Below are 20,217 nucleotides of genomic sequence, written 5' to 3'. Positions count from 1 at the left end.
TGACCGGGATCCTGTGGCCGTCGCCCGGTCAGGGACCGTCCGCCGGGCCCGGTCCGGCCGTCGTCGACGGGTGCGTCGGTGGTACGGGCGGGCCGGGAGGCCGTCGTGGCCCCGCGGCCCGCCCACTGGCGTGGCGCGGGGATCACTTGCTGATCCAGGCCTCGCCGAACAGCGCCATGTACTCCTCGGTGGGCACGATGCCGTGCACCTTCTTGCCCCAGGCGGTGAACCCGGCGCTGGCGCCCAGATTCGCCAGCGGCACCGTCTCGTTGACGAGGGTCTGGATGCCGTCGAGGGCCTTCTGCGTCTGCTCGTCGGTCACCGCGGCGTGCAGTTCCGCGAGCAGTGCGTCCATCTTCGGGTCGGCGTAGCTTCCGGGGTTCCCGAAGCTCTTCGAGTTCAGGGCGCTCTGGAGGCGGTGGTACGGGTTGCCCTCGGAGACGCTGAGTGCCCCGCGGCTGAGGTCGAAGTCGTGGTCGACGTAGGTCTTCTTCACCCGGTCCGCGATCGAGGCCTCGAGGTCGAGCTTCACGGTGAACCCGACGCGTTCGAGCATGGCCTTGAGGGTGACCGCCTTGGCCCGGGAGACGGGGTCGGTGCCGTCCATGTAGCTGACGGTGCCGTCGAAGCCGTCCTTCTTCGCCTCCGTCACGAGTTTCTTCGCCTCGTCGAGGTCGACGCCGAGGGGCTTGACCGTCGAGTGCCACTGCGACTCGGGCGGGAACAGCTCCTTGCCCGGAAGGCCCTTGCCGTTGTAGCTCCGCTGGGCGTCGAGTTGCGGGTCGAGGGCCAGGGCGATCGCCTTGCGCACCCGGACGTCGTGCCCGGGGCGGCCCGCGCTGCTGTTGATGTTGATCACGTTGCCCATGGCGGTCAGCGTCAACTCGCCCGGGTGACCCTGCTTGACGGCCTTGTCGACCACGTCGGGGCCGCGCATGTAGGTCACGTCCGCGGTGCCGTCGTTGAGGGCGTCGAGCTTGGCCTCGTCCGACTGCGGCCAGTAGAACCGGAGCGCGTCGAGGTGCGGCCTGCCCTTCCAGTACTTCGTGTTGGCCTTGAGGATCATCTCCTCCTGGGGCGCGTACCGGTCGAGGGTGAAGGGACCGGCGCCGATCGGCTTGAACTCCTTGCCCGCGTAGGCGGCCGGGGCCACGATCATGCCGGCGGCCTGGGCGAGCATCGCGGGGAACTTGGCCCAGGAGGTGCGCATGGTGAAGACCACGGTGAGGTCGTCGGCCGCCTTCATCCCCGCGATGTTCGGCGCGAGCAGCGCGGTGTCCGCGCCCTTGTTCTTCTGGTACCAGGTGATGCTGTCGACGACGGCTTTCGCGTTCAGCGGCGTGCCGTCGGAGAAGTTGACGCCCTTGCGGAGCTTGAGCGTCCAGGTCGTGGCGTCCTTGTTGCTCTCCAGCGACTGGGCGAGCCAGGGCTCGTACTTCCTGGTCTCGGTGTTGTAGCGCACCAGCACGTCGTAGACGGCCGCCATCGCGGAGCCGCCCGAAGCACCCGTGGCGTAGGTGACCGCCGGGCTGAGACTGCGGGCCTCGGCGTAGTCGGCGAAGTTCAGCGTGCCACCGCTGACCGGCTCCCCCGCGTCGGACTGCTTGCCGATGAGCCCGAACTGGTAACGGCCGCGCTCGGCCGCCGTGTTCTTGCCGCTGCCGCTGTCGCTGTCGTCAGCGGACGCGCAGGCCGAAGTGAGCATCGCTCCGGCAATCAGGGCGACCGCGAGGCGGGTGCGAACCCGTGGTGCTCGCTTCATTTCTTCCTCCAGTTTTCGGGTGGAGCGGAGAGCGGGGAGCGGGGAGCGGATCGGGGTGGGGGGAGGCTACGGTTCGCGAAATCCGCCCGACGTGACGCATCCCACTCACCGGGAACCGTCGGAAGCGGCGCCGCCGGCACTCCGGAATCAGGGGTTCCGGTGTGCCGGCTCGCGGGTGTCGCCAGACCTCGGTCCGGCGGGCCAGTGGGCCCGGGTCAGCCGTCGAGTTCGATGCCGACGCGTGCGAGGGTGCCGCCCCGGAACGGGTGGATCACCGGGTAGTCGCCGACCGGGGAACCGGTGTTGAGACCGATGTACGACGACGACGTTCGGGCGGGGGCTCATTCCGCACCTTCAGCGGCACGCACCCAGCGGGCGCTGATTCTGAGGTTCACCTGCGCCATCAGCGAGGGCTCGCTCGCGGCCCGCGCCTCCAGCACCTCGCGGTAGCAGGTCCGGGCGTCCTCGTCGGACCGGTCGGCGAGGAAGGCCTACTCCGCGACGTGGCAGGCCAGTCGCAGGTCCGTGGCGGCCGGCTCCCGGGCCCGCGCCACGAGCGACGGCTTCCGTCCCGGTGCCCGGGTCACCGTGGCCGGGGTGATCGCCGAGGGGCGCAGCGCGGCCGTCTCCTCGGCCGCGTCGGCCCATTCCTCGGCGTACCGCTGGACCTTCTTGGGCACGCCTTGACGTGGTCGACGATCCGTGCCACTCACCGGAGGAGCCCGTGGCAGACCCCAGGGCGCATACCCGCGCCCTTCTCATCGACGTCGCCGAGCGGCTCTTCGCCGAGCGCGGGATCGACGCCGTCTCCCTGCGGACCGTGGGTGCGGAGGCGAGGCAGCGCAACAAGTCGGCGGCGCAGTACCACTTCGATTCCCGGCATGGGCCTTCTCGACGCCATCATCGCGGCGCGCTCGGGGCCGGTGGACGCGCGGCCGGCCGAGCTCGTAGCACGGGCGCAGGGCGCCACGCCCCCCTCCGGACCTGCGGACCCTGGTCACCCTGCTCGGCCGGCCGCTGGCCGAGACCATCGAGGGCGCCGGGGGCAGCGCGTACTATCTGCGTTTCCTGGCGCGGGCCCTCGACGAGCCGTCCGTGCGCGCGGCCTGGCGCTACCGCCACCACCCCCGCCTCGGTCCATCTCGTGCACCGCCGGATCCATGCCCTGCTCGGGGATCTCCCCCGCGACGACGTCGAGCGCCGCCTGGAGTGGTCCGCGATGGTCAGCGTGCGCCTGCTCGCGGAGCACAAGCGCCGTCACCACGACGACGGGTCGCAACCCGGGGCGCTCGCCCGGACCGTCCGGGAACTGGTGGAGATGCAGGTCGCTCTGCTCCGATGCCCGACCGGGCCGTCGTCAGCAGTTCCCGCATAGTCGTGTCGAGGTGTCCCAGTGACCGGAACCACACGGGCAACGGAGGCCGAACTCTGGCCGACACTGGCCCGACCGCGATCCCAGTGGAGTCCCGATGCCCCCGGAGGAGTCCCCGATGACCAGCGACACCGACGCCCGCTCCGACGCCCTCGCCGTGATGGCCGGGCTCACCGCCCCCGGTGGCCGGTTCGAACTCGCCGAGGACGACGTCCTGGGCACCCGTCTCCCGGTCTTCACTCATCGCCGCCGTGCGCTGCACGAGGTGCTCCACGAGTCCGTCCGGTTCGCCGACCGGGAGTACGTCGTCACGGCGGACCGAAGGCTGACGTTCGCCGAGCACGCCGCCCAGGTGGCCTCGCTGGCACGGGTGCTGCGCGAGGAGCACGGCGTCGCCAAGGGCGACCGGGTCGCCATCGCCGCCGCCAACTCGGTCGAGTGGATCCAGACGTTCTGGGCCACCGTGTCGATCGGCGCCGTGGTGGTCGGTTTCAACGCCTGGTGGTCGGCGCGCGAGCTGGAGTACGGCGTCGGGCACGCGGCCCCCTCCCTGGTCGTGGCCGACGCCAAGCGGGCCGCCCTGCTCGCCGGGGTCGAGGTGCCCGTGCTCTCGGTCACCAAGGACATCTCCCGCTTCGCCACCGCGTACGGCGACGAGCCGCTGCCCTCCGTGGACGTCGCCGAGGACGACCCGGCCGTCATCCTCTACACCTCCGGCACGTCCGGCCGTCCCAAGGGCGCGGTCCACACCCACCGCAACCTGCTGTCCGTCGTGGAGTACCACCGGCTGAACGACGCCCTGCTGACGACGTTCGGCGATCCGCTGGACCCGATGGACCGTGTCCACCTTCTCGCGCTGCCGCTTTTCCACATCGCCGGCCTGCACAATCTGGTCGTGCCGCGCCTGGCGACGGGCAGCAAGATCGCCCTGTACGAAGGCGCCTTCGAGGCGGATACCGTGCTGCGCATGGTGGAGCGTGAGCGGATCACGAACTGGGGCGCCGTCCCCACGATGGCCAACCGGCTCCTGGAACACGGCGACGTCAGCGCGTACGACACGTCCTCGCTGACCGCATTCTCGCTGGCCTCCGCACCCTCCTCGACCCGGTTCAAGGAGCAGCTGCGCAAGCAACTGCCGTTCGCGAAGGACTCGCTCGTGGACAGTTACGGCCTGACGGAGTCCTGTACCGCGATCGCCGTGGCCACCTCCCAGGATCTCGTGGAGGCACCCGGATCGCTCGGCCGGCCGGTCACCGGTGTCCAGTTGGAGATCCGCGACCCCCTCGGCGAAGCGCTCCCGGAGGGGGAGGAGGGCGAGGTGTGCGTCCGCAGCGCCTTCAACATGCTGGGGTACTGGGGCGACGCGGAGGCCACCGGGAACGCGATCGGCGAGGACCGCTGGCTGCGCACCGGCGACATCGGCTGCCTGCGGGAGGGGCGGCTGTATCTGACCACGCGCCGATCCGACCTGATCATCCGCGGTGGGGAGAACGTCTACCCCGCCGAGATCGAGGGGGTGCTGAGCGCGTACCCCGACGTCTTGGAGTGCATCGTGCTCGGCGCCCCGCACCCCGACCTGGGCCAGGAAGTGGCGGCCGTCGTGGTGACCAGGGCCGGGTCCGCGGTCACCGAGGAGGCCCTGCGCGCGTACGCCGCCGGCGAGCTGGCCTACTTCAAGGTCCCGACGCGCTGGCGGCTCACCACCGAGAGCCTGCCCCGTAACGCGACGGGCAAGGTGATCCGCGCGTCCGTGCGGCCCTGACCCGGCCGGCTCCGGCGCCGGGGTCTGCCCGCCGTCCCGGTCCCGCACGGTCCGGGGCGGCGCGGGGCCTCGGCGACGTGGGCGCTCAGAACACCGACGGTCCGCGCAGCGTCGCCTCGGCTCCGCCGTCGGTGTAGAGCACCTGTCCGGTGATGTGGGTGTTCTCGGCCGAGGCCAGGAACGCCACCGTCCGGGCCACGGCCTCGGGTTCCATGTAGCCGCCCAGCGGCATCGGGACGGCGGTGTCCATCGCCCGCTTCATCGCCGGATCGTCGAAGAGTCCCGCGCTCATCGGGGTGAGCACCACGCCGGGGGCCACCACGTTCAGCGGGATTCCGGCATCGGCCCACCCTTCGGCGACGGCGGTCCGCCGGGCCCACTGGGCCAGTGCCGACTTCGACGAGGGGTAGAGCTGCCGCTCCCGCCCGTCCGCGATCGCTGCCCGGGCGTGGACCAGGGCGGTCTCCTCGTCGTCGGCGAGGCAGGCCGCCACGACGGCCGGGTCCGCCGGCTGGGTGCCGGAGATGGACCCGATCAGCACCACGCGCGGGGCCGATGATGCGGTGAGGGCGGGCCGCATGGCCGTCACGAACCCGGTGCTGCCGAAGTAGTTCACGGTCACCATGGCCTCGCCGGGCACCGAGGTGCCGGCGCAGGTGACCACGGCGTCCACGACTCCGCCGGCCGCCCGAGCCGCGGCCTCGGCCGCCGCGGCGCGGCCGTCCGGCGTGGCCAGGTCGGCCTCGATCTCCGCACCCCGCAGGTCGACCCCGATCACACGGTCGCCCCGCGCCCGTAGCAGTGCGGCGAGGGCCGCTCCGATCCCGGAGCCGGCTCCGGTCACGACGACGCAGCGGGTCATGGCATCTCCTCACATCGAAAGATCGCAGGGTCGGACGTGCGGACCGCCGTCCGACCGGAGCGGGCCGGACCGGAGGAACCGTTCGTCCGGGACTCGGGTCCGCATCCGACGCTACGGGGAGCGTGCGGGAGCGGGGACACCCGTTCCCGGTGACCGGGAAGCGGGCGGGACGGCGGCGAACGCCTCCCGCCCACCGGGACGAGGCCCGCCCGGTTCCCGCCTCACCGGTTTGGATGTGAGCTCCCGTACCGTACGAAAGAGGTGCCCATGCGACTCGGAATCACCAGTCCCGTCGTCACGGCCGTCCCCGGCGCCCACTCCCCCTGGGAGCGCACCGCCGGCATCGAGGAGCTCGGGGCGATCGCCGAGGCCGCGGACCGCTTCGGCTTTCACCACCTGACCTGTTCCGAGCACGTGGCCGTCCCCACCGGCATCGCCGAGCAGCGCGGGGGGACCTACTGGGACCCGCTCGCCACGTTCGGCTACCTCGCCGCCCGCACCAGCCGCATCCGCTTCGCCACCCAGGTCCTGGTGCTCGGCTACCACCATCCGCTGGCCATCGCGAAGCGCTACGGCACGCTCGACCGGATCTCGGGCGGCCGCCTCGTCCTGGGGCTCGGTGTCGGCAGCCTGGAGGAGGAGTTCGCCCTTCTCGGCGCGGCCTTCGAAGGCCGGGGCGCGATCGCCGACGACGCCATCGCGGCGCTGCGGGCCGGTCTGTCGCATCGCGAACCGGCGTACCACGGCAAGCACTTCGACTTCGAGGGCTTCATGGTGGAGCCGCATGCCGTGCAGGAGCGGGTGCCGCTGTGGATCGGTGGCCGCACACCGCGCTCGCTGCGCCGTGCCACGACGTACGGCGACGGATGGGTCCCCTTCGGTCTCTCGCTGGAGAAGCTGCGGGAGATGGTCGACGCGGCCGATCTGCCCGAGGGCTTCGAGGTCGTCCTCAGCGCCGGCCGTCCGCTCGATCCGGCCGGGGACGGGGAGCGTACGGCGGTGGCACTGCGGAAGGTCGCCGAAGCCGGCGCCACGCTGGTGAGCGTCTCCCTCGCCGCCGGGTCGGCGGCCCATTACGTCGAGCAGGTCGAGGCGCTGGCCGCGATCGCCGCCGATCTCACCTGAACTCCGCGGATCTCCGCCCCCGTTCCGACAGGAGAAACATGATGGATGACCGGATCGCCACGCTCGAGGCACGGCTGCGGCAGCTGGAGGACGAACGGGAGATCGCCCGCCTGATGGCGTCGTACGGGCCGCTCGTCGACAGCGGGGCGGCGGACGAGGTCGCCGCGCTCTGGGAGCCGGACGGCGTGTACGACATCGACGAGGTGTACCTCGCCGGTCAGGAGCAGATCCGGGCGATGGTCCGCTCCGATGCCCACCGGAGCTGGATCCGAGGAGGTTGCGCGCACGTGGTGGGTCCCCCGCACATCACGGTCGACGGCGACGAGGCGGTCGCGGTGTGCCACTCACTGATGGTCGTGCACGAGGAGGGCCGGTACGTCGTCCGCCGGGCCACGGCCAATCACTGGCAGCTGCGGCGCACCGGGACCGGCTGGCGGGTCACCACCCGCACCAACCGCATCCTCGACGGGCGCCCCGACTCCCCCGAACTGCTGAACAACGGCGTGCGGGGCGAGAAGGCACACGGCTGAACGTACGCGTCGATGCCGTCACCGGCTCCGGTGACGGCATCGACGCCTCGTGATCCCGTGATCCGGACGAGCAGCTCCGCGGCGCGGTGCCACCCGTCCGGCCGGACAGGTGGCACCGCGCCGCGGAGCGGACAGTGTGTCAGCGTGCCCCGTACACCGGCTGCGGGGGCTCGGAGTCGGCGAGCAGCTTGAGCGTGGCCTCCCCCGCCTCCGCCGGCGTCCAGCGGGCTCCCTTGTCCGCGGTGGGCCCCGGCCGCCAGCCCTCCATGACGGTGATCCGGCCGGCCTCGGCCTCGAAGACCCGGCCGCTCACCCCGGCGGAGGCGGCGGAGCCCAGCCAGACAACGAGGGGCGAGACGTTCTCCGGGGCCATGGCGTCGAATCCGCTGTCCTCGGGGGCCGCCATGGTTTCGGCGAAGGTCTGTTCGGTCATCCGGGTCCGGGCGGCCGGGGCGATGGCGTTGACCTGGACGCCGTAGCGGCCCATCTCGGCGGCGGCGACCAGGGTCAGACCGATGATCCCTGCCTTGGCGGCGGAGTAGTTGCCCTGCCCGACGCTGCCCAGGAGGCCCGCCCCGGAGCTGGTGTTGACGACCCGCGCCTCGGGCGTACGGCCGGCCTTCGCCTCGGCGCGCCAGTGCGCGGCGGCGTGCTTGAGCGGCAGGAAGTGGCCCTTGAGGTGGACGCGCATCACCGCGTCCCAGTCGTCGTCGTCCAGGTTGACGAGCATGCGGTCGCGCAGGAATCCGGCGTTGTTGACGAGGGTGTCGAGGCGGCCGAAGGCATCGAGGGCGGTGGCGATCAGTGAGGCCGCGCCCTCGGTGGTGGTGATGTCGCCGCCGTGTGCCACCGCCTCGCCGCCGAGTGCGCGGATCTCCTCGACGACCTGCTGGGCGGGCCCGGTGGCCCCTCCGGTGCCGTCGAGGCCCACTCCGAGGTCGTTGACGACGACCTTGGCGCCCTCGGCGGCGTGGGCGAGGGCGTGCGCGCGCCCGAGCCCGCGGCCCGCCCCGGTGATGACGGCGACGCGTCCCGTGCACAGTCCGGTCATGGGTGTGTGTCCTTTCGGTGAGCGAATCGAGGTCTGCGGCCAGAACCCGCCGGCCGTGTCGGAAGCGGCGCATCCGGTCGGTTCGGCGATCGCTGCCCATGGACATCTCCCGCCGCACACCGATCACTGCTAGCTTGCAACCTAACAAACGCTTGGTGGAAAGGTAGCTGATCTGCTCATGGGTGTCTCCACCTCCGCCCCGGAAGAGGGCATCGCCCTCGTCTCCGTGGACTATCCCCCGGTCAACGCCCTCCCCGTGCAGGGCTGGTACGACCTGGCCGCCGCGGTACGCGCCGCGGGGGCCGATCCGTCGGTGCGATGCGTGGTGCTCAGCGCCACGGGCCGCGGCTTCAACGCCGGCGTCGACATCAAGGAGATGCAGCGCACGGCCGGCCACGACGCCCTCATCGGCGCCAACCGCGGCTGCTACGAGGCGTTCGCCGCGGTCTACGACTGCGAGGTCCCGGTGGTCGCCGCCGTGCACGGCTTCTGTCTGGGCGGCGGTATCGGCCTGGTCGGCAACGCGGACGCCATCGTCGCCAGCGACGACGCGACCTTCGGCCTGCCCGAGCTGGACCGCGGCGCGCTCGGCGCGGCCACCCACCTGGCCCGACTGGTCCCCCAGCACCTGATGCGGGCCCTGTACTACACCTCGCGGACCGCCACCGCGCAGGAGCTGCACCAGCACGGCTCCGTGTGGCGGGTCGTACCGCGCGAGCAACTGCCGGACGCGGCGCTGGAGCTGGCCCGCGAGATCGCCGCCAAGGACGGGACGCTGATCCGCCTCGCCAAGGCCGCGATCAACGGCATCGATCCGGTCGACGTACGCCGCAGCTACCGCTTCGAGCAGGGCTTCACCTTCGAGGCCAACCTCAGCGGCGTGGCCGACCGCGTCCGCGACACCTTCGGCACGGAAAAGGAGCAGCAGTCGTGAGCAGGGACAAAACCATGACCGCCGACGAGGTCGTCGGCCGGCTGGAGAGCGGCATGACGATCGGCATCGGCGGCTGGGGCTCCCGGCGCAAGCCGATGGCCCTGGTCCGCGCGCTGCTGCGCTCGGACGTCACCGACCTGACCGTCGTCTCCTACGGCGGTCCCGACGTCGGGCTGCTCGCCGCCGCCGGACGGATCCGCAAGCTGGTCGCGGCCTTCGCCACGCTCGACTCCATCCCCCTCGAACCGCACTTCGGTGCGGCACGGCAGCGGGGCGCGTTCCAGATGGTGGAGCTGGACGAGGCCATGTTCATGTGGGGGCTGACGGCCGCCGGGCAGCGGCTGCCCTTCATGCCGGTGCGGGCGGGGCTCGCCTCGGACGTGATGCGCGTCAACCCGCAGCTGCGGACGGTCACTTCACCGTACGAGGACGGCGAGGAGCTCGTCGCGGTCCCGGCGCTGCGGCTGGACGCCGCGCTCGTCCACCTCAACCGCGCCGATGTGCACGGCAACGCCCAGTACCTCGGCCCCGACCCGTACTTCGACGACCTCTTCTGCGAGGCCGCCGACACCGCGTACGTCTCCTGCGAGCGGATCGTGGACACCGCGGACCTGCTCAAGGAGAACGGACCGCAGACGCTGCTGGTCAAGCGCGCGTTCGTGAACGGTGTCGTCGAGACGCCGAACGGAGCGCACTTCACGTCCTGCGTGCCCGACCACGACCGCGACGAGACGTTCCAACGGGCCTACGCCCAGGCCGCCCGCGACCCCGAGGCGTGGCAGGCGTTCACCGAGCGGTACCTGTCCGGGGACGAGGCCGCGTACCAGGCCGCGGTGGCGGCGTTCCACGAGGAGGAAAAATGAGCGGCAGCACCGGGACGACGACGGCGACGCGGGCCGAATACTGCGTGGTGGCCTGCGCCGAGGCATGGCGGGGCGCGAGCGAGGTCCTGGCCAGCCCGATGGGTACCGTCCCCACCATCGGGGCCCGGCTGGCGAAGCTCAGCTTCTCCCCCGATCTGCTGCTGACCGACGGCGAGGCCCTGCTCATCGGCGACGTGCCGGCGGTCGGTGCGAAGTCCCAGGTGGTGGAGGGATGGCTGCCGTACCGTCAGCATCTGTCCATGACCGCCACGGGACGGCGGCACGTGATGATGGGCGCCACCCAGATCGACCGCCACGGCAATCAGAACATCTCCTGCATCGGTGACTGGGCCGCCCCCAAGCGGCAGCTGCTGGGGGTGCGCGGCGCCCCGAACAACACGCTGAACAACCCGACGAGTTACTGGATCCCCAGGCACTCGGCGCGGGTGTTCGTCGAGCGGGTCGACATGGTCTGCGGCGTCGGCTACGACCGCGCCGCGGCGGCCGGTCCCGCCGCGGCCCGGTACCACCGCATCCCGGACGTCATCAGCAACCTCGGCGTCTTCGACTTCGAGACCCCGGACCGTACGATGCGGCTGCGCTCCCTGCACCCCGGCGTCACGCCCGAAGAGGTCGCCGAGGCCACCGGGTTCGCGCTCCCGATCCCCGACGAGGTGCCGTACACCCGTGAGCCCACCGCCGAGGAGCTGCGGCTGATCCGCGAGGTCATCGACCCGAAGGGCCTGCGCGACCGCGAGGTCCCCGCGTGAGCGGCGTCACGATCGCCACCCCCCTCACCGAGTTGGTCGGAGTCCGCCACCCCATCGTGCAGACCGGCATGGGGTGGGTGGCGGGCCCCCGTCTGGTCACGGCGGCCGCCGACGCGGGCGCGCTCGGCATCCTCGCCTCTGCCACGATGACCGTCGAGCAGCTCCGCTCCGCCGTCCGTGAGGTCACCTCCCGTACGGACGCGCCGTTCGGCGTCAATCTGCGGGCGGACGCGGGGGACGCGGCCGAGCGGGTACGGATCATCATCGACGAGGGCGTCAAGGTCGCCTCGTTCGCGCTGGCGCCCTCCCGCGAGCTGATCGCGCGGCTGAAGGACGCCGGGGTGGTGGTCATCCCGTCCGTCGGCGCCAGAAGGCATGCGGAGAAGGTCGCTGCGTGGGGCGCCGACGCGGTGGTGGTACAGGGCGGCGAGGGGGGCGGCCACACCGGGAACATCGCGACCACCGTCCTGCTCCCCCAGGTCGTCGACGCGGTGGACATCCCGGTCATCGCGGCGGGCGGCTTCCACGACGGTCGCGGTCTGGTCGCCGCGCTGTCCTACGGCGCGGCCGGGATCGCCATGGGCACCCGCTTCCTGCTCACCTCCGACAGCACCGTCCCCGCGGCGGTCAAGGCGAAGTACCTGGCCGCAGCCGTGACGGACGTGACCGTCACCACCGCCGTGGACGGCCTCCCGCACCGGATGCTGCGCACCGAGCTGGTGGACGCGCTGGAGCGGTCGGGCCGGTCCGCCTCGCTGCTGCGGGCGGTCCGGCACGCCGCGGCCTTCAAGAAGGAATCGGGCCTGGGCTGGGCGCGGATGATCCGCGACGGCCTGGCGATGAAGCACGGCAAGGAACTGACGTGGAGCCAGGTCCTGCTGGCCGCCAACACCCCGATGCTGCTCAAGGCCTCGATGGTCGAAGGACGCACCGATCTCGGGGTGATGGCGTCCGGCCAGGTCGCGGGGCTGATCGACGATCTGCCGTCGTGCGCCGAACTCGTCGACCGCGTCATGGCTGAGGCGGACGCCACGCTCCGTGCCCTGCCCCTTCCCCTGGCGCGCTGAGGCGCGCGTACCGAAGCGCGAGTGCCCGCGGCCTTGACGGCCGCGGGCACTCGCGCTTCGGTGCGCCGGACCCCTGGGCGACGCCGTGCGGGGTGCGGCGTCCCGGACCGGGAACCGCACCCCGCACGGATGGTTACCCGGCGATGCGTCAGAGGCGCTCGATGATGGTGACGTTGGCCTGGCCGCCGCCCTCGCACATGGTCTGCAGGCCGTACCGGCCGCCGGTGCGGTCGAGTTCGTGCAGCAGTGTGGTCATCAGCTTCGTGCCGGTGGCGCCCAGGGGGTGGCCGAGGGCGATGGCACCGCCGTTGACATTGACCTTCTCCGGGTCGGCTCCGGTCTCCTTCAGCCAGGCCAGGACGACCGAGGCGAACGCCTCGTTGATCTCGACCAGGTCGATGTCGTCGAGGCAGAGCCCGGTCTTCTTCAGCGCGTACGCCGTCGCCGGGATCGGCGCGGACAGCATCCGGATCGGGTCCTCGCCACGCACCGAGAGGTGGTGGATGCGGGCCCGCGGGGTCAGGCCGTGCTCGCGGACGGCCCGTTCGGAGGCGATGAGCATCGCGGCGGCGCCGTCCGAGACCTGCGAGGAGACGGCGGCGGTCAGCCGGCCGCCCTCGACCAGCGGCTTCAGGCCTGCCATCTTCTCCAGCGAGGTGTCCCGGCGTGGGCCCTCGTCGCACGTCACGTCGCCGTAGGCGACGGTCTCCCGGTCGAAACGGCCCTCGTCGATGGCCCGGATCGCCCGCTGGTGCGAGCGCAGCGCGAACTCCTCCATCTGCTCCCGGGTGATGCCCCACTTCTCGGCGATCAGCTCGGCGCCGTGGAATTGGTTGACCGGCTGGTCGCCGTAGCGCGCCCGCCAGCCCGCGGAGCCGGCGTACGGCCCCTCGGTGAGTCCGAGCGGTTCGGCGGCCTGGCGGCTGGCGAAGGCGATCGGGATCTGCGACATGTTCTGGGTGCCGCCGGCGACGACCAGGTCCTGGGTGCCGGAGAGCACCCCCTGGGCCGCGAAGTGCACGGCCTGCTGGGAGGAACCGCACTGCCGGTCCACGGTGACGCCCGGCACTTCCTCCGGCAGCCCGGCGGCCAGCCAGCAGGTGCGGGCGATGTCCCCGGCCTGCGGGCCGACGGTGTCCAGGCAGCCGAAGACGACGTCCTCGACGGCCGCCGGGTCGATACCCGTGCGCTCGACGAGGGCGGTGAGCACATGCGCCCCCAGGTCGGCCGGGTGTGCGGCGGCGAGCCCGCCGTTGCGCCTGCCCACCGGGGTGCGGACTGCTTCGACGATATAGGCCTCGGCCATGACTGCTCCTTCTCTGTATTCACAGTGACATGTCAGCCCCGCAGGGCGATGCCCTCCAGCACCATGGACAGGTACTGGCGGGCGATCTCCTCGGGGCTGTGCTGTCCGCCCGGCCGGTACCACGACGCGGCGACCCAGACGGTGTCGCGCACGAAGCGGTAGGTGAGCCGGATGTCCAGGTCGGCACGGAAGATCTCGGCGGCGACGCCGCGTTCAAGGGTTGCCAGCCACGCCTTCTCGAATTTCACCTGCGAGTCGGCGAGATAGTGGAACCGGGGCTGGGAGGAGAGGTGCTTGGACTCCTTCTGGTAGATGTCGACCGCGGCGCGGTGCCGGTCGATCTCCCGGAAGGATTCGGTGACGAGGGCCTCGATGGTCTCCCGCGGGCCGAGTCCGGCGGCGAGTACGGCGTCGTACCCGGCCCACAGCTCGTCCAGGAAGGTGGAGAGGATCTCGTCGACCATCGACTCCTTGGAGTCGAAGTGGTAGTAGAGGCTTCCCGCGAGCATTCCGGCGGCGTCGGCGATCTTGCGGACGGTGGTGGCGTTGTATCCCTGTGCGGCGAACACCTCCGCGGCGGTGGCCAGGAGTTCGCTGTGCCGCTCGGGGGACGGGCTCATCGTGGTCTTCTCGCCTTTGCCCGGCGCGCTGCGCTTCGGTATCCGGTCATCACTCGTCACGCCCGCTGGCTGCTGACCGAGACCGTCTCGCCCGTCATGTAGGAGGAGTAGCCACTGGCCAGGAAGACGATCACGTTGGCGACCTCCCAGGGCTCGGCGTACCGGCCGAACGCCTCGCGCTCGGTGAGCTCGGCCAGCAGTTCGGGGGTGGTCACCTTCACCAGGTGCGGGTGCATTGCGAGGCTCGGCGCGACGGCGTTGACGCGCACGCCGTACTCGGCGGCCTCGACGGCCGCGCAGCGGGTGAGCGCCATCACGCCGGCCTTGGCGGCGGCGTAGTGCGCCTGGCCGCGCTGGGCGCGCCAGCCGATCACCGAGGCGTTGTTGACGACGATGCCCCCGCGCTCCCGCTCCTTCATGCGCCGCAGCGCGGCGCGGGTGCAGCGGAAGGTGCCGTTCAGGGTGACGTCGAGAACCGCGGACCACTGCTCGTCGGTCATCTCGACCAGGTCGGCGGTGCCGCCGAGTCCGGCGTTGTTGACGACGATGTCGAGGTGGCCGTGCTGCTCCTGAGCGAGGTCGAAGAGGGCCGCGACCTGCTGTTCGTCCGTGACGTCGCACGGGAGTGCGGCGACCCGGTCGGCGCCGAACTCCTCGGCGAGCGCTTCGGCGCTCTCCTTCAGCCGGCGCGCGTGGGCGTCGCCGATGACGATCCGGGCGCCTTCCTCCAGGAATCGGCGGGCGGTGGCCCCGCCGATGCCCGCACCGGCGGCGGCGGTGATCACGGCGGTGCGTCCGTCGAGCAGGGCGTGACCGGGCACGTAGGGCGGCGGTGTGGTCATGGGCGGGCCTCCTTGGGCAGGCCGAGGACGCGCTCGGCGATGATGTTGCGCTGGATCTCGTTGGAGCCGGCGTAGATGGTGTCGGAGCGGGAGAAGAGGAACAGCCGCTGCCAGTCGGTGAGGTCGTACGGCTGCCCGGCGGCCAGCATTCCGTCGGCGCCGCAGACGTCCATGGCGAGCTCGCCCAGTTCCCGGTGCCAGGTCGCCCAGAAGATCTTGCCGATGGAGGCCTCGGGGCCGGGGGCGCCCGCGGCGACCTGGTCGAGCATCCGCAGGGCGTTGCAGCGGATGGTCTCCAGGCCGACCCAGGCGCGGGCGAGCCGGTCGCGGATCAGCGGGTCGTCGGCGGCGCCGTTGTGCCGGGCCAGTTCGATGAGGGACTCCAGTTCGCGGCGGAAGCCGACCTGCTGGCCGAGGGTGGAGACCCCGCGCTCGAAGCCGAGGGTGGCCATGGCCACCTTCCAGCCCTCTCCGGGGGCGCCGACGACGTGTTCCGCGCGGGTGCGCGCACCGTCGAAGAACACCTCGTTGAACTCCGAGGTGCCGGTCAGCTGGTTGATCGGCCGGATCTCGACGCCGGGCTGGTCCAGCGGCACCAGGAGGTAGGACAGGCCCTGGTGGCGGGTCGATCCGGCTTCGGTGCGGGCGACGACGAAGCACCAGTCGGACTCGTGGGCCAGTGAGGTCCAGATCTTCTGCCCGGTGACGACCCAGTCTCCCCCACTCCCGGCTCCGCTCGAGCGGGAGGTGCCCCCCTCGTCCCGCTCGGCGCGGGTGCGTACGTTCGCCAGGTCGGAACCGGCGTCCGGCTCGCTGTAGCCCTGGCACCACAGCTCCCGGGCCGCCACGATCGGTGGCAGGAACCGCTCCTGCTGCTGGGGCGTGCCGAAGGCGATGAGGGTGGGGCCGAGCAGTTGTTCCCCGATGTGGCCCACCCGGGCGGGGGCGTCGGCCAGGGCGTACTCCTCGTGGAAGGCGACCTGTTGCTCCAGGGTCGCGCCCCGGCCGCCGTACTCCTTCGGCCAGCCCACGCACGTCCAGCCCTCGGCCGCCATGTGCCGTTCCCAGCCGAGCCGTTCGGCGAATGCCTCGTGCTCCCGGCCCGGGCCGCCGCGGCCACGCAGGCTCGCGAACTCTCCCGTGAGGTGGGCGGCCAGCCAGTTACGGAACTCGGTGCGGAACTCCTCGACGCTGCTCATGGCCGTACGGTAGTCTACCAAACACTTGTTAGGGAAGGAGGGGGCTCGATGACCACTGCCCACGACGAACCGGTGCGCTATGAGAGGCAAGGCCCGGTCGCGACCGTCACCATGAACCGGCCCGACTACCGCAACGCCCAGAACTCCGCGATGACCTACGCCCTGGACCGGGCCTTCTACCGCGCCGCCGCCGACGACGAGGTCAAGGTCGTCGTCCTGGCCGGAGCGGGGAAGCACTTCTCCGCGGGCCACGACATCGGCACGCCGGAACGGGACGCCCACCTGCCGTTCGACCGCAAGGCCGGACTGTGGTGGGACCACTCGGACAAGGCCGGAGCCGAAAGCCGCTTCGCCCGCGAGTCCGAGGTCTACCTGGGCATGTGCCGCCGCTGGCGCGAACTGCCCAAGCCCGTCATCGCCTCGGTGCAGGGTGCCTGCGTCGCGGGCGGGCTGATGCTCGCCTGGGTCTGCGACCTGATCATCGCCTCCGACGACGCGTTCTTCGCCGACCCGGTGGTCCGCATGGGCATCCCGGGCGTCGAGTACTTCGCGCACCCCTGGGTGATGCCGCCGCGCATCGCCAAGGAGTTCCTGTACACCGGCGACCGGATGAGCGCCCAGCGGGCGTACGAGGTCGGCATGATCAACCGTATCGTCCCGCGCGCCGAACTGGCCGAACGGGTCACGGAGTTGGCGACCCGGATCGCCGAGATGCCGCGCATGGGGCTCGCCCTGACCAAACGCGCGGTCAACCAGGCCGAGGACCTGCAGGGTCTGCACACCGGCATGGACTCGGTCTTCGGACTGCATCACCTCGCACACGCGCACAACGCCGAGACCGCCCCCGACGCGCTGGGCGGCATGGACATCCGCGCGATGAAGAAGGCGGGATCCTGATGGACCTCGATTTCACCGAGCAGGAGGACGCCTTCCGCGCCGAGGCCAGGGACTGGCTCGCCGCGCACGTCCCCGGCACTCCGCTGCCCTCCCTGGAGACCGCCGAGGGCTTCGCCGCCCACCGGCAGTGGGAACGCACCCTCTTCACGGACCGCTGGTCGGTGGTCTCCTGGCCCGAGGAGTACGGCGGACGCGGCAGTTCGATCCTTCGATGGCTGATCTTCGAGGAGGAGTACTACGCGGCCGGCGCGCCCGGCCGGGTCAGCCAGAACGGCATCAACCTGCTCGCCCCCACCCTCTTCGAGCACGGTACGCAGGAGCAGTGCACCCGCATCCTGCCCCGCATGGCGAGCGGCGAGGTCATCTGGGCCCAGGCCTGGTCGGAGCCGGAGTCCGGCTCCGACCTCGCCTCGCTGAACGCGACGGCCGTGCGCACCGACGGCGGCTGGCTGCTGGGCGGCCAGAAGGCCTGGTCCTCGCGGGCCGCCTTCGCCGACCGGGCCTTCGGCCTCTTCCGCAGCGACCCGGACGCCGGCAGGCCGCACCAGGGCCTGACGTATCTGATGTTCCCGCTGGACGCCGACGGCGTGACCGTACGCCCCATCGGCCGGCTCGACGGCAAGCCCGCCTTCGCCGAACTCTTCCTCGACGACGTGTTCGTGCCCGACGAGGACGTCATCGGCGAGCCCGGACAGGGCTGGCGGGTGGCCATGAGCACCGCAGGCAACGAGCGCGGCCTGACCCTGCGCAGCCCCGGCCGCTTCACCGCGGCCGCCGACCGCCTGACCGCGCTGTGGCGAGAGCGGGCCGACCCGGCCGACACGGCTCTGCGCGACCGGGTCGCCGATGCGGTGATCGGTGCCCGCGCCTACCAGCTGTTCACATACGCGGGCGCCTCGCGCCTGGCCCGCGGCGGCTCGATCGGCGCCGAGTCCAGCCTCAACAAGATCTTCTGGTCCGAGCTCGACATCGCCCTGCACGAGACCGCCCTGGACCTCCTCGGTCCGTACGGCGAGCTGGCCGACGGCGCCGAGGAGGCGCCCGGACACGGCAGTTGGGCCGAGGGCTACACCTTCTCCCTCGCCGGGCCGATCTACGCCGGCACGAACGAGATCCAGCGCGACATCATCGCCGAGCGGCTGCTCGGCCTGCCGAAGGGACGCCGGTGATGCGGTTCCTCCTGGACGACGAACAGCGGGAGTTCGCCCGCACCCTGGACGGCATGCTCGGCTCGTACGACACCACGGGTGCCGTACGGGCCTGGGCGTCCGGCGACCACGGACCCGGGCGCGCGCTGTGGGACCGGCTCGCGCAGGCCGGGGTCTTCGCCCTCGCCGTACCGGAGCAGCACGACGGCCTCGGCCCGCTCCCGCTCGAACTGGCCGTCGCCTTCACGGAACTGGGACGGCACGCCGTCCCCGGACCGCTGGTCGAGACCGTGGCCGCCGCCGCGCTCCTGGACCGGCTCGGCGACGAGGCCGCTGCCGCCGATTGGCTGCCCGTGATCGCCTCCGGCAAGACGGTCGCCTCGCTCTGCCTGCTCTCCCCCGACAGCCCCTACGCCCTGGACGCCGACGCCGCCGACGCCGTCTTCGTCGTGGACGGCGACACCCTGCGCCTGGCGGCGTCGGCGGGCCCCGTCCAGCCGTCCGCCGACCCGGCCCGACGGCCGGCCCGGCCGGTCGGGGGAACCGTGCTGGCGCGGGGGCCCGAGGTGGTCGCCGCAGCCGCGTACGCCGCCGATATCGCGGCGCTGGCCACCGCCGCCCAGGCCCTCGGGCTGGGCCGCGCCCTGCTGGCACGTACGATCGAATACGTCCGGCAGCGCACCCAGTTCGGGGTGGCCATCGGTTCCTTCCAGGCGGTGAAGCACCGCCTGGCGGACACCCTCCTCGCCCTCGAATTCGCCCAGCCGCTGGTCCACTCCGCCGCCCTCGCCCTGGCCTCGGGCCGGGCGTCGGCCCGCGAGACAGCTGCGGCCAAGGTCACGGCGGGCGAGGCCGCGTACGCCGCGTCCCGCACGGCCCTGCAACTGCACGGCGCCCTCGGCTACACCGACGAACTCGACCTCTCGTTGTGGATCCGCAAGGCCCGTCCCCTGCGCGACGCCTGGGGCACCCCCGCGGCATGCCGGGCCCGCGTTCTCCAGGGCGCAGACGTATGAGACTGACGGAGGAACAGGAGGAACTGCGGTCCGCCGTCAGATCGTTGCTGGCACGCCATGAGGGCGCGGCGGCCTGGCGACCGCTGACCGGGCAGATCGGCGTCGCGGGGCTCGCCGTCCCCGAGGAGTACGGCGGCGCGGGCTGCGGAGCGGCGGAAGTCCACGTGGTGATGGAGGAATTGGGGCGGGAGCTGAGCCCGGTCCCCTGTCTCGGTTCCGCGGTGCTCACGGTGCAGGCGCTGCTCGCCTCCGGTGACGGGGCGGCCTGCGCCCGGTTGCTTCCGCGGCTCGCCGAAGGCCGCACGGTGGGGACGCTGGCGTGGGCCGAGCAAGGTTCCTGGGACCCGGCGGCGATCCGCGCCGAGGCCGTCGCCGGGCCCGGAGGCGGTGCCTGGCGGATCACCGGGACCAAAGAGCACGTGCTGGACGGCACCGAGGCGGATGTGCTGCTCGTGGCGGCCCGCACGGCGGCCGGAGTCTCGCTCCTCGAGGTGGCCCCGGACGGTGTGGGAGTACGTCGCGAAGCGGTGGTGACGATGGACCTGACGCGGTCACAGGCGCGCGTGGTCCTCGACGGTGCCGAGGGCCGGCTCATCGGCGCCGACGGCGAGGGCGACCGGGTGCTGCGGCACGTACTGGACCTGGCGTGCGCGGCGCTCGCCGCGGAGCAGGTCGGCGCGGCCGAACGCTGTCTCGAACTCACGGTCGCGTACGCCAAGGACCGCGTCCAGTTCGGCCGGCCCATCGGCTCCTTCCAGGCGGTGAAGCACCGGCTCGCGGACGCGTACGTGCTGGTGGAGTCGGCGCGCTCGGCCGCCCTCGGTGCGGCCCTCGCGGCCGTCGAGGGCTCACCGGAGCTGAGCCGGTCCGCGGCCGTCGCCAAATCCGCCTGCTCGGAGGCGTTCTCCGCGGTGGCGGGCGAGATGATCCAGCTGCACGGCGGTATCGGCATCACCTGGGAACACACCGCCCACCGCTACTTCAAACGCGCGCACGGCTCCGGCCGGCTCTTCGGCCCGCCGTCGTGGCACCGGGGCCGGCTCGCCACCGGCCTGGGGCTGACCGCGGCGTGACCGGCCGGACGGCAGCCC

At 72.1% G+C, this 20,217-nt stretch carries 20 protein-coding genes and 1 pseudogene; 13 read left to right on the top strand and 8 right to left on the bottom strand.

Annotation, left to right across the window (positions count from 1 at the left end; genetic code table 11):
- Positions 1 to 142: 142 nt before the first annotated feature.
- The gene (locus tag OG306_RS35860; RefSeq protein WP_266750560.1) at positions 143 to 1,762 is read right to left on the bottom strand and encodes an ABC transporter substrate-binding protein; all 1,620 of its coding nucleotides are present in this window, start codon (positions 1,760 to 1,762) and stop codon (positions 143 to 145) included.
- Positions 1,763 to 2,253: 491 nt separating this feature from the next.
- Positions 2,254 to 2,442: a hypothetical protein gene (locus tag OG306_RS35855; RefSeq protein ID WP_266750558.1), complete on the bottom strand. Its 189-nt coding sequence runs from the start codon at positions 2,440 to 2,442 to the stop codon at positions 2,254 to 2,256.
- Between the two features lie 8 nt (positions 2,443 to 2,450).
- On the opposite strand from OG306_RS35855, the pseudogene OG306_RS35850 reads away from it, so the two are divergent.
- The 3 genes and pseudogenes from OG306_RS35850 to OG306_RS35840 form a co-directional block, all read left to right on the top strand.
- Positions 2,451 to 2,627 (top strand): annotated as a pseudogene (locus tag OG306_RS35850) (TetR family transcriptional regulator); the annotation flags it as partial.
- Between the two features lie 279 nt (positions 2,628 to 2,906).
- A complete protein-coding gene (locus tag OG306_RS35845; RefSeq protein ID WP_371666316.1) occupies positions 2,907 to 3,137 on the top strand; it encodes a hypothetical protein in 231 nt (76 codons plus the stop codon).
- A gap of 115 nt (positions 3,138 to 3,252) precedes the next feature.
- On the top strand, positions 3,253 to 4,896 hold the full coding sequence (locus OG306_RS35840; protein WP_266904662.1) for a class I adenylate-forming enzyme family protein: 1,644 nt from the start codon (positions 3,253 to 3,255) through the stop codon (positions 4,894 to 4,896).
- An 85-nt stretch (positions 4,897 to 4,981) separates the two neighbouring features.
- Here OG306_RS35840 and OG306_RS35835 read toward each other — a convergent pair whose 3' ends face one another.
- On the bottom strand, positions 4,982 to 5,758 hold the full coding sequence (locus tag OG306_RS35835) for an SDR family oxidoreductase (protein WP_266750553.1): 777 nt from the start codon (positions 5,756 to 5,758) through the stop codon (positions 4,982 to 4,984).
- A gap of 267 nt (positions 5,759 to 6,025) precedes the next feature.
- Here OG306_RS35835 and OG306_RS35830 point away from each other — a divergent pair, with 267 nt between their 5' ends.
- Complete coding sequence (locus OG306_RS35830; protein WP_266750552.1) at positions 6,026 to 6,883, top strand: TIGR03619 family F420-dependent LLM class oxidoreductase; 858 nt, start codon at positions 6,026 to 6,028, stop codon at positions 6,881 to 6,883.
- A gap of 38 nt (positions 6,884 to 6,921) precedes the next feature.
- Positions 6,922 to 7,413 carry a nuclear transport factor 2 family protein gene (locus OG306_RS35825; RefSeq protein ID WP_266750550.1) on the top strand — a complete coding sequence of 164 codons (492 nt, stop codon included), beginning with the start codon at positions 6,922 to 6,924 and terminating at the stop codon, positions 7,411 to 7,413.
- Positions 7,414 to 7,552: 139 nt separating this feature from the next.
- Here OG306_RS35825 and OG306_RS35820 read toward each other — a convergent pair whose 3' ends face one another.
- On the bottom strand, positions 7,553 to 8,464 hold the full coding sequence (locus OG306_RS35820) for an SDR family oxidoreductase (protein WP_266750548.1): 912 nt from the start codon (positions 8,462 to 8,464) through the stop codon (positions 7,553 to 7,555).
- Positions 8,465 to 8,642: 178 nt separating this feature from the next.
- On the opposite strand from OG306_RS35820, the gene OG306_RS35815 reads away from it, so the two are divergent.
- Genes OG306_RS35815 through OG306_RS35800 form a run of 4 tightly spaced genes read left to right on the top strand, consistent with a single transcriptional unit; the run spans position 8,643 to position 12,098 of the window.
- Positions 8,643 to 9,398, top strand: a complete 756-nt coding sequence (locus OG306_RS35815) for an enoyl-CoA hydratase family protein (RefSeq protein ID WP_266750547.1) — start codon at positions 8,643 to 8,645, stop codon at positions 9,396 to 9,398.
- Positions 9,399 to 9,412: 14 nt separating this feature from the next.
- The gene (locus OG306_RS35810) at positions 9,413 to 10,261 is read left to right on the top strand and encodes a CoA transferase subunit A (protein WP_327350161.1); all 849 of its coding nucleotides are present in this window, start codon (positions 9,413 to 9,415) and stop codon (positions 10,259 to 10,261) included.
- Positions 10,258 to 11,031 (top strand): CoA-transferase subunit beta, encoded by a 774-nt coding sequence (locus OG306_RS35805; RefSeq protein ID WP_327349172.1) that lies wholly within the window; start codon positions 10,258 to 10,260, stop codon positions 11,029 to 11,031. The genes OG306_RS35810 and OG306_RS35805 overlap by 4 nt, the downstream gene beginning before the upstream one ends.
- An 11-nt stretch (positions 11,032 to 11,042) precedes the next feature.
- Positions 11,043 to 12,098, top strand: coding sequence for an NAD(P)H-dependent flavin oxidoreductase (locus OG306_RS35800; protein WP_327350162.1), 1,056 nt, complete (start codon positions 11,043 to 11,045; stop codon positions 12,096 to 12,098).
- A gap of 148 nt (positions 12,099 to 12,246) precedes the next feature.
- Here OG306_RS35800 and OG306_RS35795 read toward each other — a convergent pair whose 3' ends face one another.
- From OG306_RS35795 to OG306_RS35780, 4 genes are read right to left on the bottom strand one after another with little or no spacing between them, the layout of a single operon-like run.
- On the bottom strand, positions 12,247 to 13,404 hold the full coding sequence (locus OG306_RS35795) for an acetyl-CoA C-acetyltransferase (RefSeq protein ID WP_266750543.1): 1,158 nt from the start codon (positions 13,402 to 13,404) through the stop codon (positions 12,247 to 12,249).
- 32 nt (positions 13,405 to 13,436) lie between these two features.
- The gene (locus OG306_RS35790) at positions 13,437 to 14,024 is read right to left on the bottom strand and encodes a TetR/AcrR family transcriptional regulator (protein ID WP_266752606.1); all 588 of its coding nucleotides are present in this window, start codon (positions 14,022 to 14,024) and stop codon (positions 13,437 to 13,439) included.
- Positions 14,025 to 14,080: 56 nt separating this feature from the next.
- On the bottom strand, positions 14,081 to 14,866 hold the full coding sequence (locus tag OG306_RS35785; RefSeq protein WP_266750542.1) for an SDR family oxidoreductase: 786 nt from the start codon (positions 14,864 to 14,866) through the stop codon (positions 14,081 to 14,083).
- Complete coding sequence (locus OG306_RS35780) at positions 14,863 to 16,065, bottom strand: acyl-CoA dehydrogenase family protein (protein WP_266904669.1); 1,203 nt, start codon at positions 16,063 to 16,065, stop codon at positions 14,863 to 14,865. Before OG306_RS35780 ends, OG306_RS35785 begins: the two co-directional genes overlap by 4 nt.
- Before the next feature lie 48 nt (positions 16,066 to 16,113).
- On the opposite strand from OG306_RS35780, the gene OG306_RS35775 reads away from it, so the two are divergent.
- From OG306_RS35775 to OG306_RS35760, 4 genes are read left to right on the top strand one after another with little or no spacing between them, the layout of a single operon-like run.
- Positions 16,114 to 16,962: an enoyl-CoA hydratase gene (locus OG306_RS35775; RefSeq protein ID WP_266750540.1), complete on the top strand. Its 849-nt coding sequence runs from the start codon at positions 16,114 to 16,116 to the stop codon at positions 16,960 to 16,962.
- Positions 16,962 to 18,131 carry an acyl-CoA dehydrogenase family protein gene (locus tag OG306_RS35770; protein ID WP_371666091.1) on the top strand — a complete coding sequence of 390 codons (1,170 nt, stop codon included), beginning with the start codon at positions 16,962 to 16,964 and terminating at the stop codon, positions 18,129 to 18,131. The genes OG306_RS35775 and OG306_RS35770 overlap by 1 nt, the downstream gene beginning before the upstream one ends.
- Entirely contained in the window at positions 18,131 to 19,126 is a 996-nt protein-coding gene (locus OG306_RS35765) for an acyl-CoA dehydrogenase family protein (protein WP_266750537.1), read from the top strand. The genes OG306_RS35770 and OG306_RS35765 overlap by 1 nt, the downstream gene beginning before the upstream one ends.
- A complete protein-coding gene (locus OG306_RS35760) occupies positions 19,123 to 20,199 on the top strand; it encodes an acyl-CoA dehydrogenase family protein (protein WP_266750535.1) in 1,077 nt (358 codons plus the stop codon). Before OG306_RS35765 ends, OG306_RS35760 begins: the two co-directional genes overlap by 4 nt.
- Positions 20,200 to 20,217: the final 18 nt, after the last annotated feature.

Source organism: Streptomyces sp. NBC_01241 (assembly GCF_041435435.1).
Classification (GTDB): Bacteria; Actinomycetota; Actinomycetes; order Streptomycetales; family Streptomycetaceae; genus Streptomyces.
This window is presented reverse-complemented; position numbering and strand designations above follow the sequence as displayed.

What these genes read in the sequence shown, in the direction of transcription:
- OG306_RS35820 (WP_266750548.1), bottom strand. Translation starts at nt 8,464, where the DNA reads ATGACCGGACTGTGCACGGGACGCGTCGCCGTCATCACCGGGGCGGGC.
- OG306_RS35810 (WP_327350161.1), top strand. Translation starts at nt 9,413, where the DNA reads ATGACCGCCGACGAGGTCGTCGGCCGGCTGGAGAGCGGCATGACGATC.
- OG306_RS35760 (WP_266750535.1), top strand. Translation starts at nt 19,123, where the DNA reads ATGAGACTGACGGAGGAACAGGAGGAACTGCGGTCCGCCGTCAGATCG.
- OG306_RS35765 (WP_266750537.1), top strand. Translation starts at nt 18,131, where the DNA reads ATGCGGTTCCTCCTGGACGACGAACAGCGGGAGTTCGCCCGCACCCTG.
- OG306_RS35805 (WP_327349172.1), top strand. Translation starts at nt 10,258, where the DNA reads ATGAGCGGCAGCACCGGGACGACGACGGCGACGCGGGCCGAATACTGC.
- OG306_RS35840 (WP_266904662.1), top strand. Translation starts at nt 3,253, where the DNA reads ATGACCAGCGACACCGACGCCCGCTCCGACGCCCTCGCCGTGATGGCC.
- OG306_RS35785 (WP_266750542.1), bottom strand. Translation starts at nt 14,866, where the DNA reads ATGACCACACCGCCGCCCTACGTGCCCGGTCACGCCCTGCTCGACGGA.
- OG306_RS35775 (WP_266750540.1), top strand. Translation starts at nt 16,114, where the DNA reads ATGACCACTGCCCACGACGAACCGGTGCGCTATGAGAGGCAAGGCCCG.
- OG306_RS35770 (WP_371666091.1), top strand. Translation starts at nt 16,962, where the DNA reads ATGGACCTCGATTTCACCGAGCAGGAGGACGCCTTCCGCGCCGAGGCC.
- OG306_RS35825 (WP_266750550.1), top strand. Translation starts at nt 6,922, where the DNA reads ATGATGGATGACCGGATCGCCACGCTCGAGGCACGGCTGCGGCAGCTG.
- OG306_RS35780 (WP_266904669.1), bottom strand. Translation starts at nt 16,065, where the DNA reads ATGAGCAGCGTCGAGGAGTTCCGCACCGAGTTCCGTAACTGGCTGGCC.
- OG306_RS35795 (WP_266750543.1), bottom strand. Translation starts at nt 13,404, where the DNA reads ATGGCCGAGGCCTATATCGTCGAAGCAGTCCGCACCCCGGTGGGCAGG.
- OG306_RS35860 (WP_266750560.1), bottom strand. Translation starts at nt 1,762, where the DNA reads ATGAAGCGAGCACCACGGGTTCGCACCCGCCTCGCGGTCGCCCTGATT.
- OG306_RS35815 (WP_266750547.1), top strand. Translation starts at nt 8,643, where the DNA reads ATGGGTGTCTCCACCTCCGCCCCGGAAGAGGGCATCGCCCTCGTCTCC.
- OG306_RS35790 (WP_266752606.1), bottom strand. Translation starts at nt 14,024, where the DNA reads ATGAGCCCGTCCCCCGAGCGGCACAGCGAACTCCTGGCCACCGCCGCG.
- OG306_RS35830 (WP_266750552.1), top strand. Translation starts at nt 6,026, where the DNA reads ATGCGACTCGGAATCACCAGTCCCGTCGTCACGGCCGTCCCCGGCGCC.
- OG306_RS35835 (WP_266750553.1), bottom strand. Translation starts at nt 5,758, where the DNA reads ATGACCCGCTGCGTCGTCGTGACCGGAGCCGGCTCCGGGATCGGAGCG.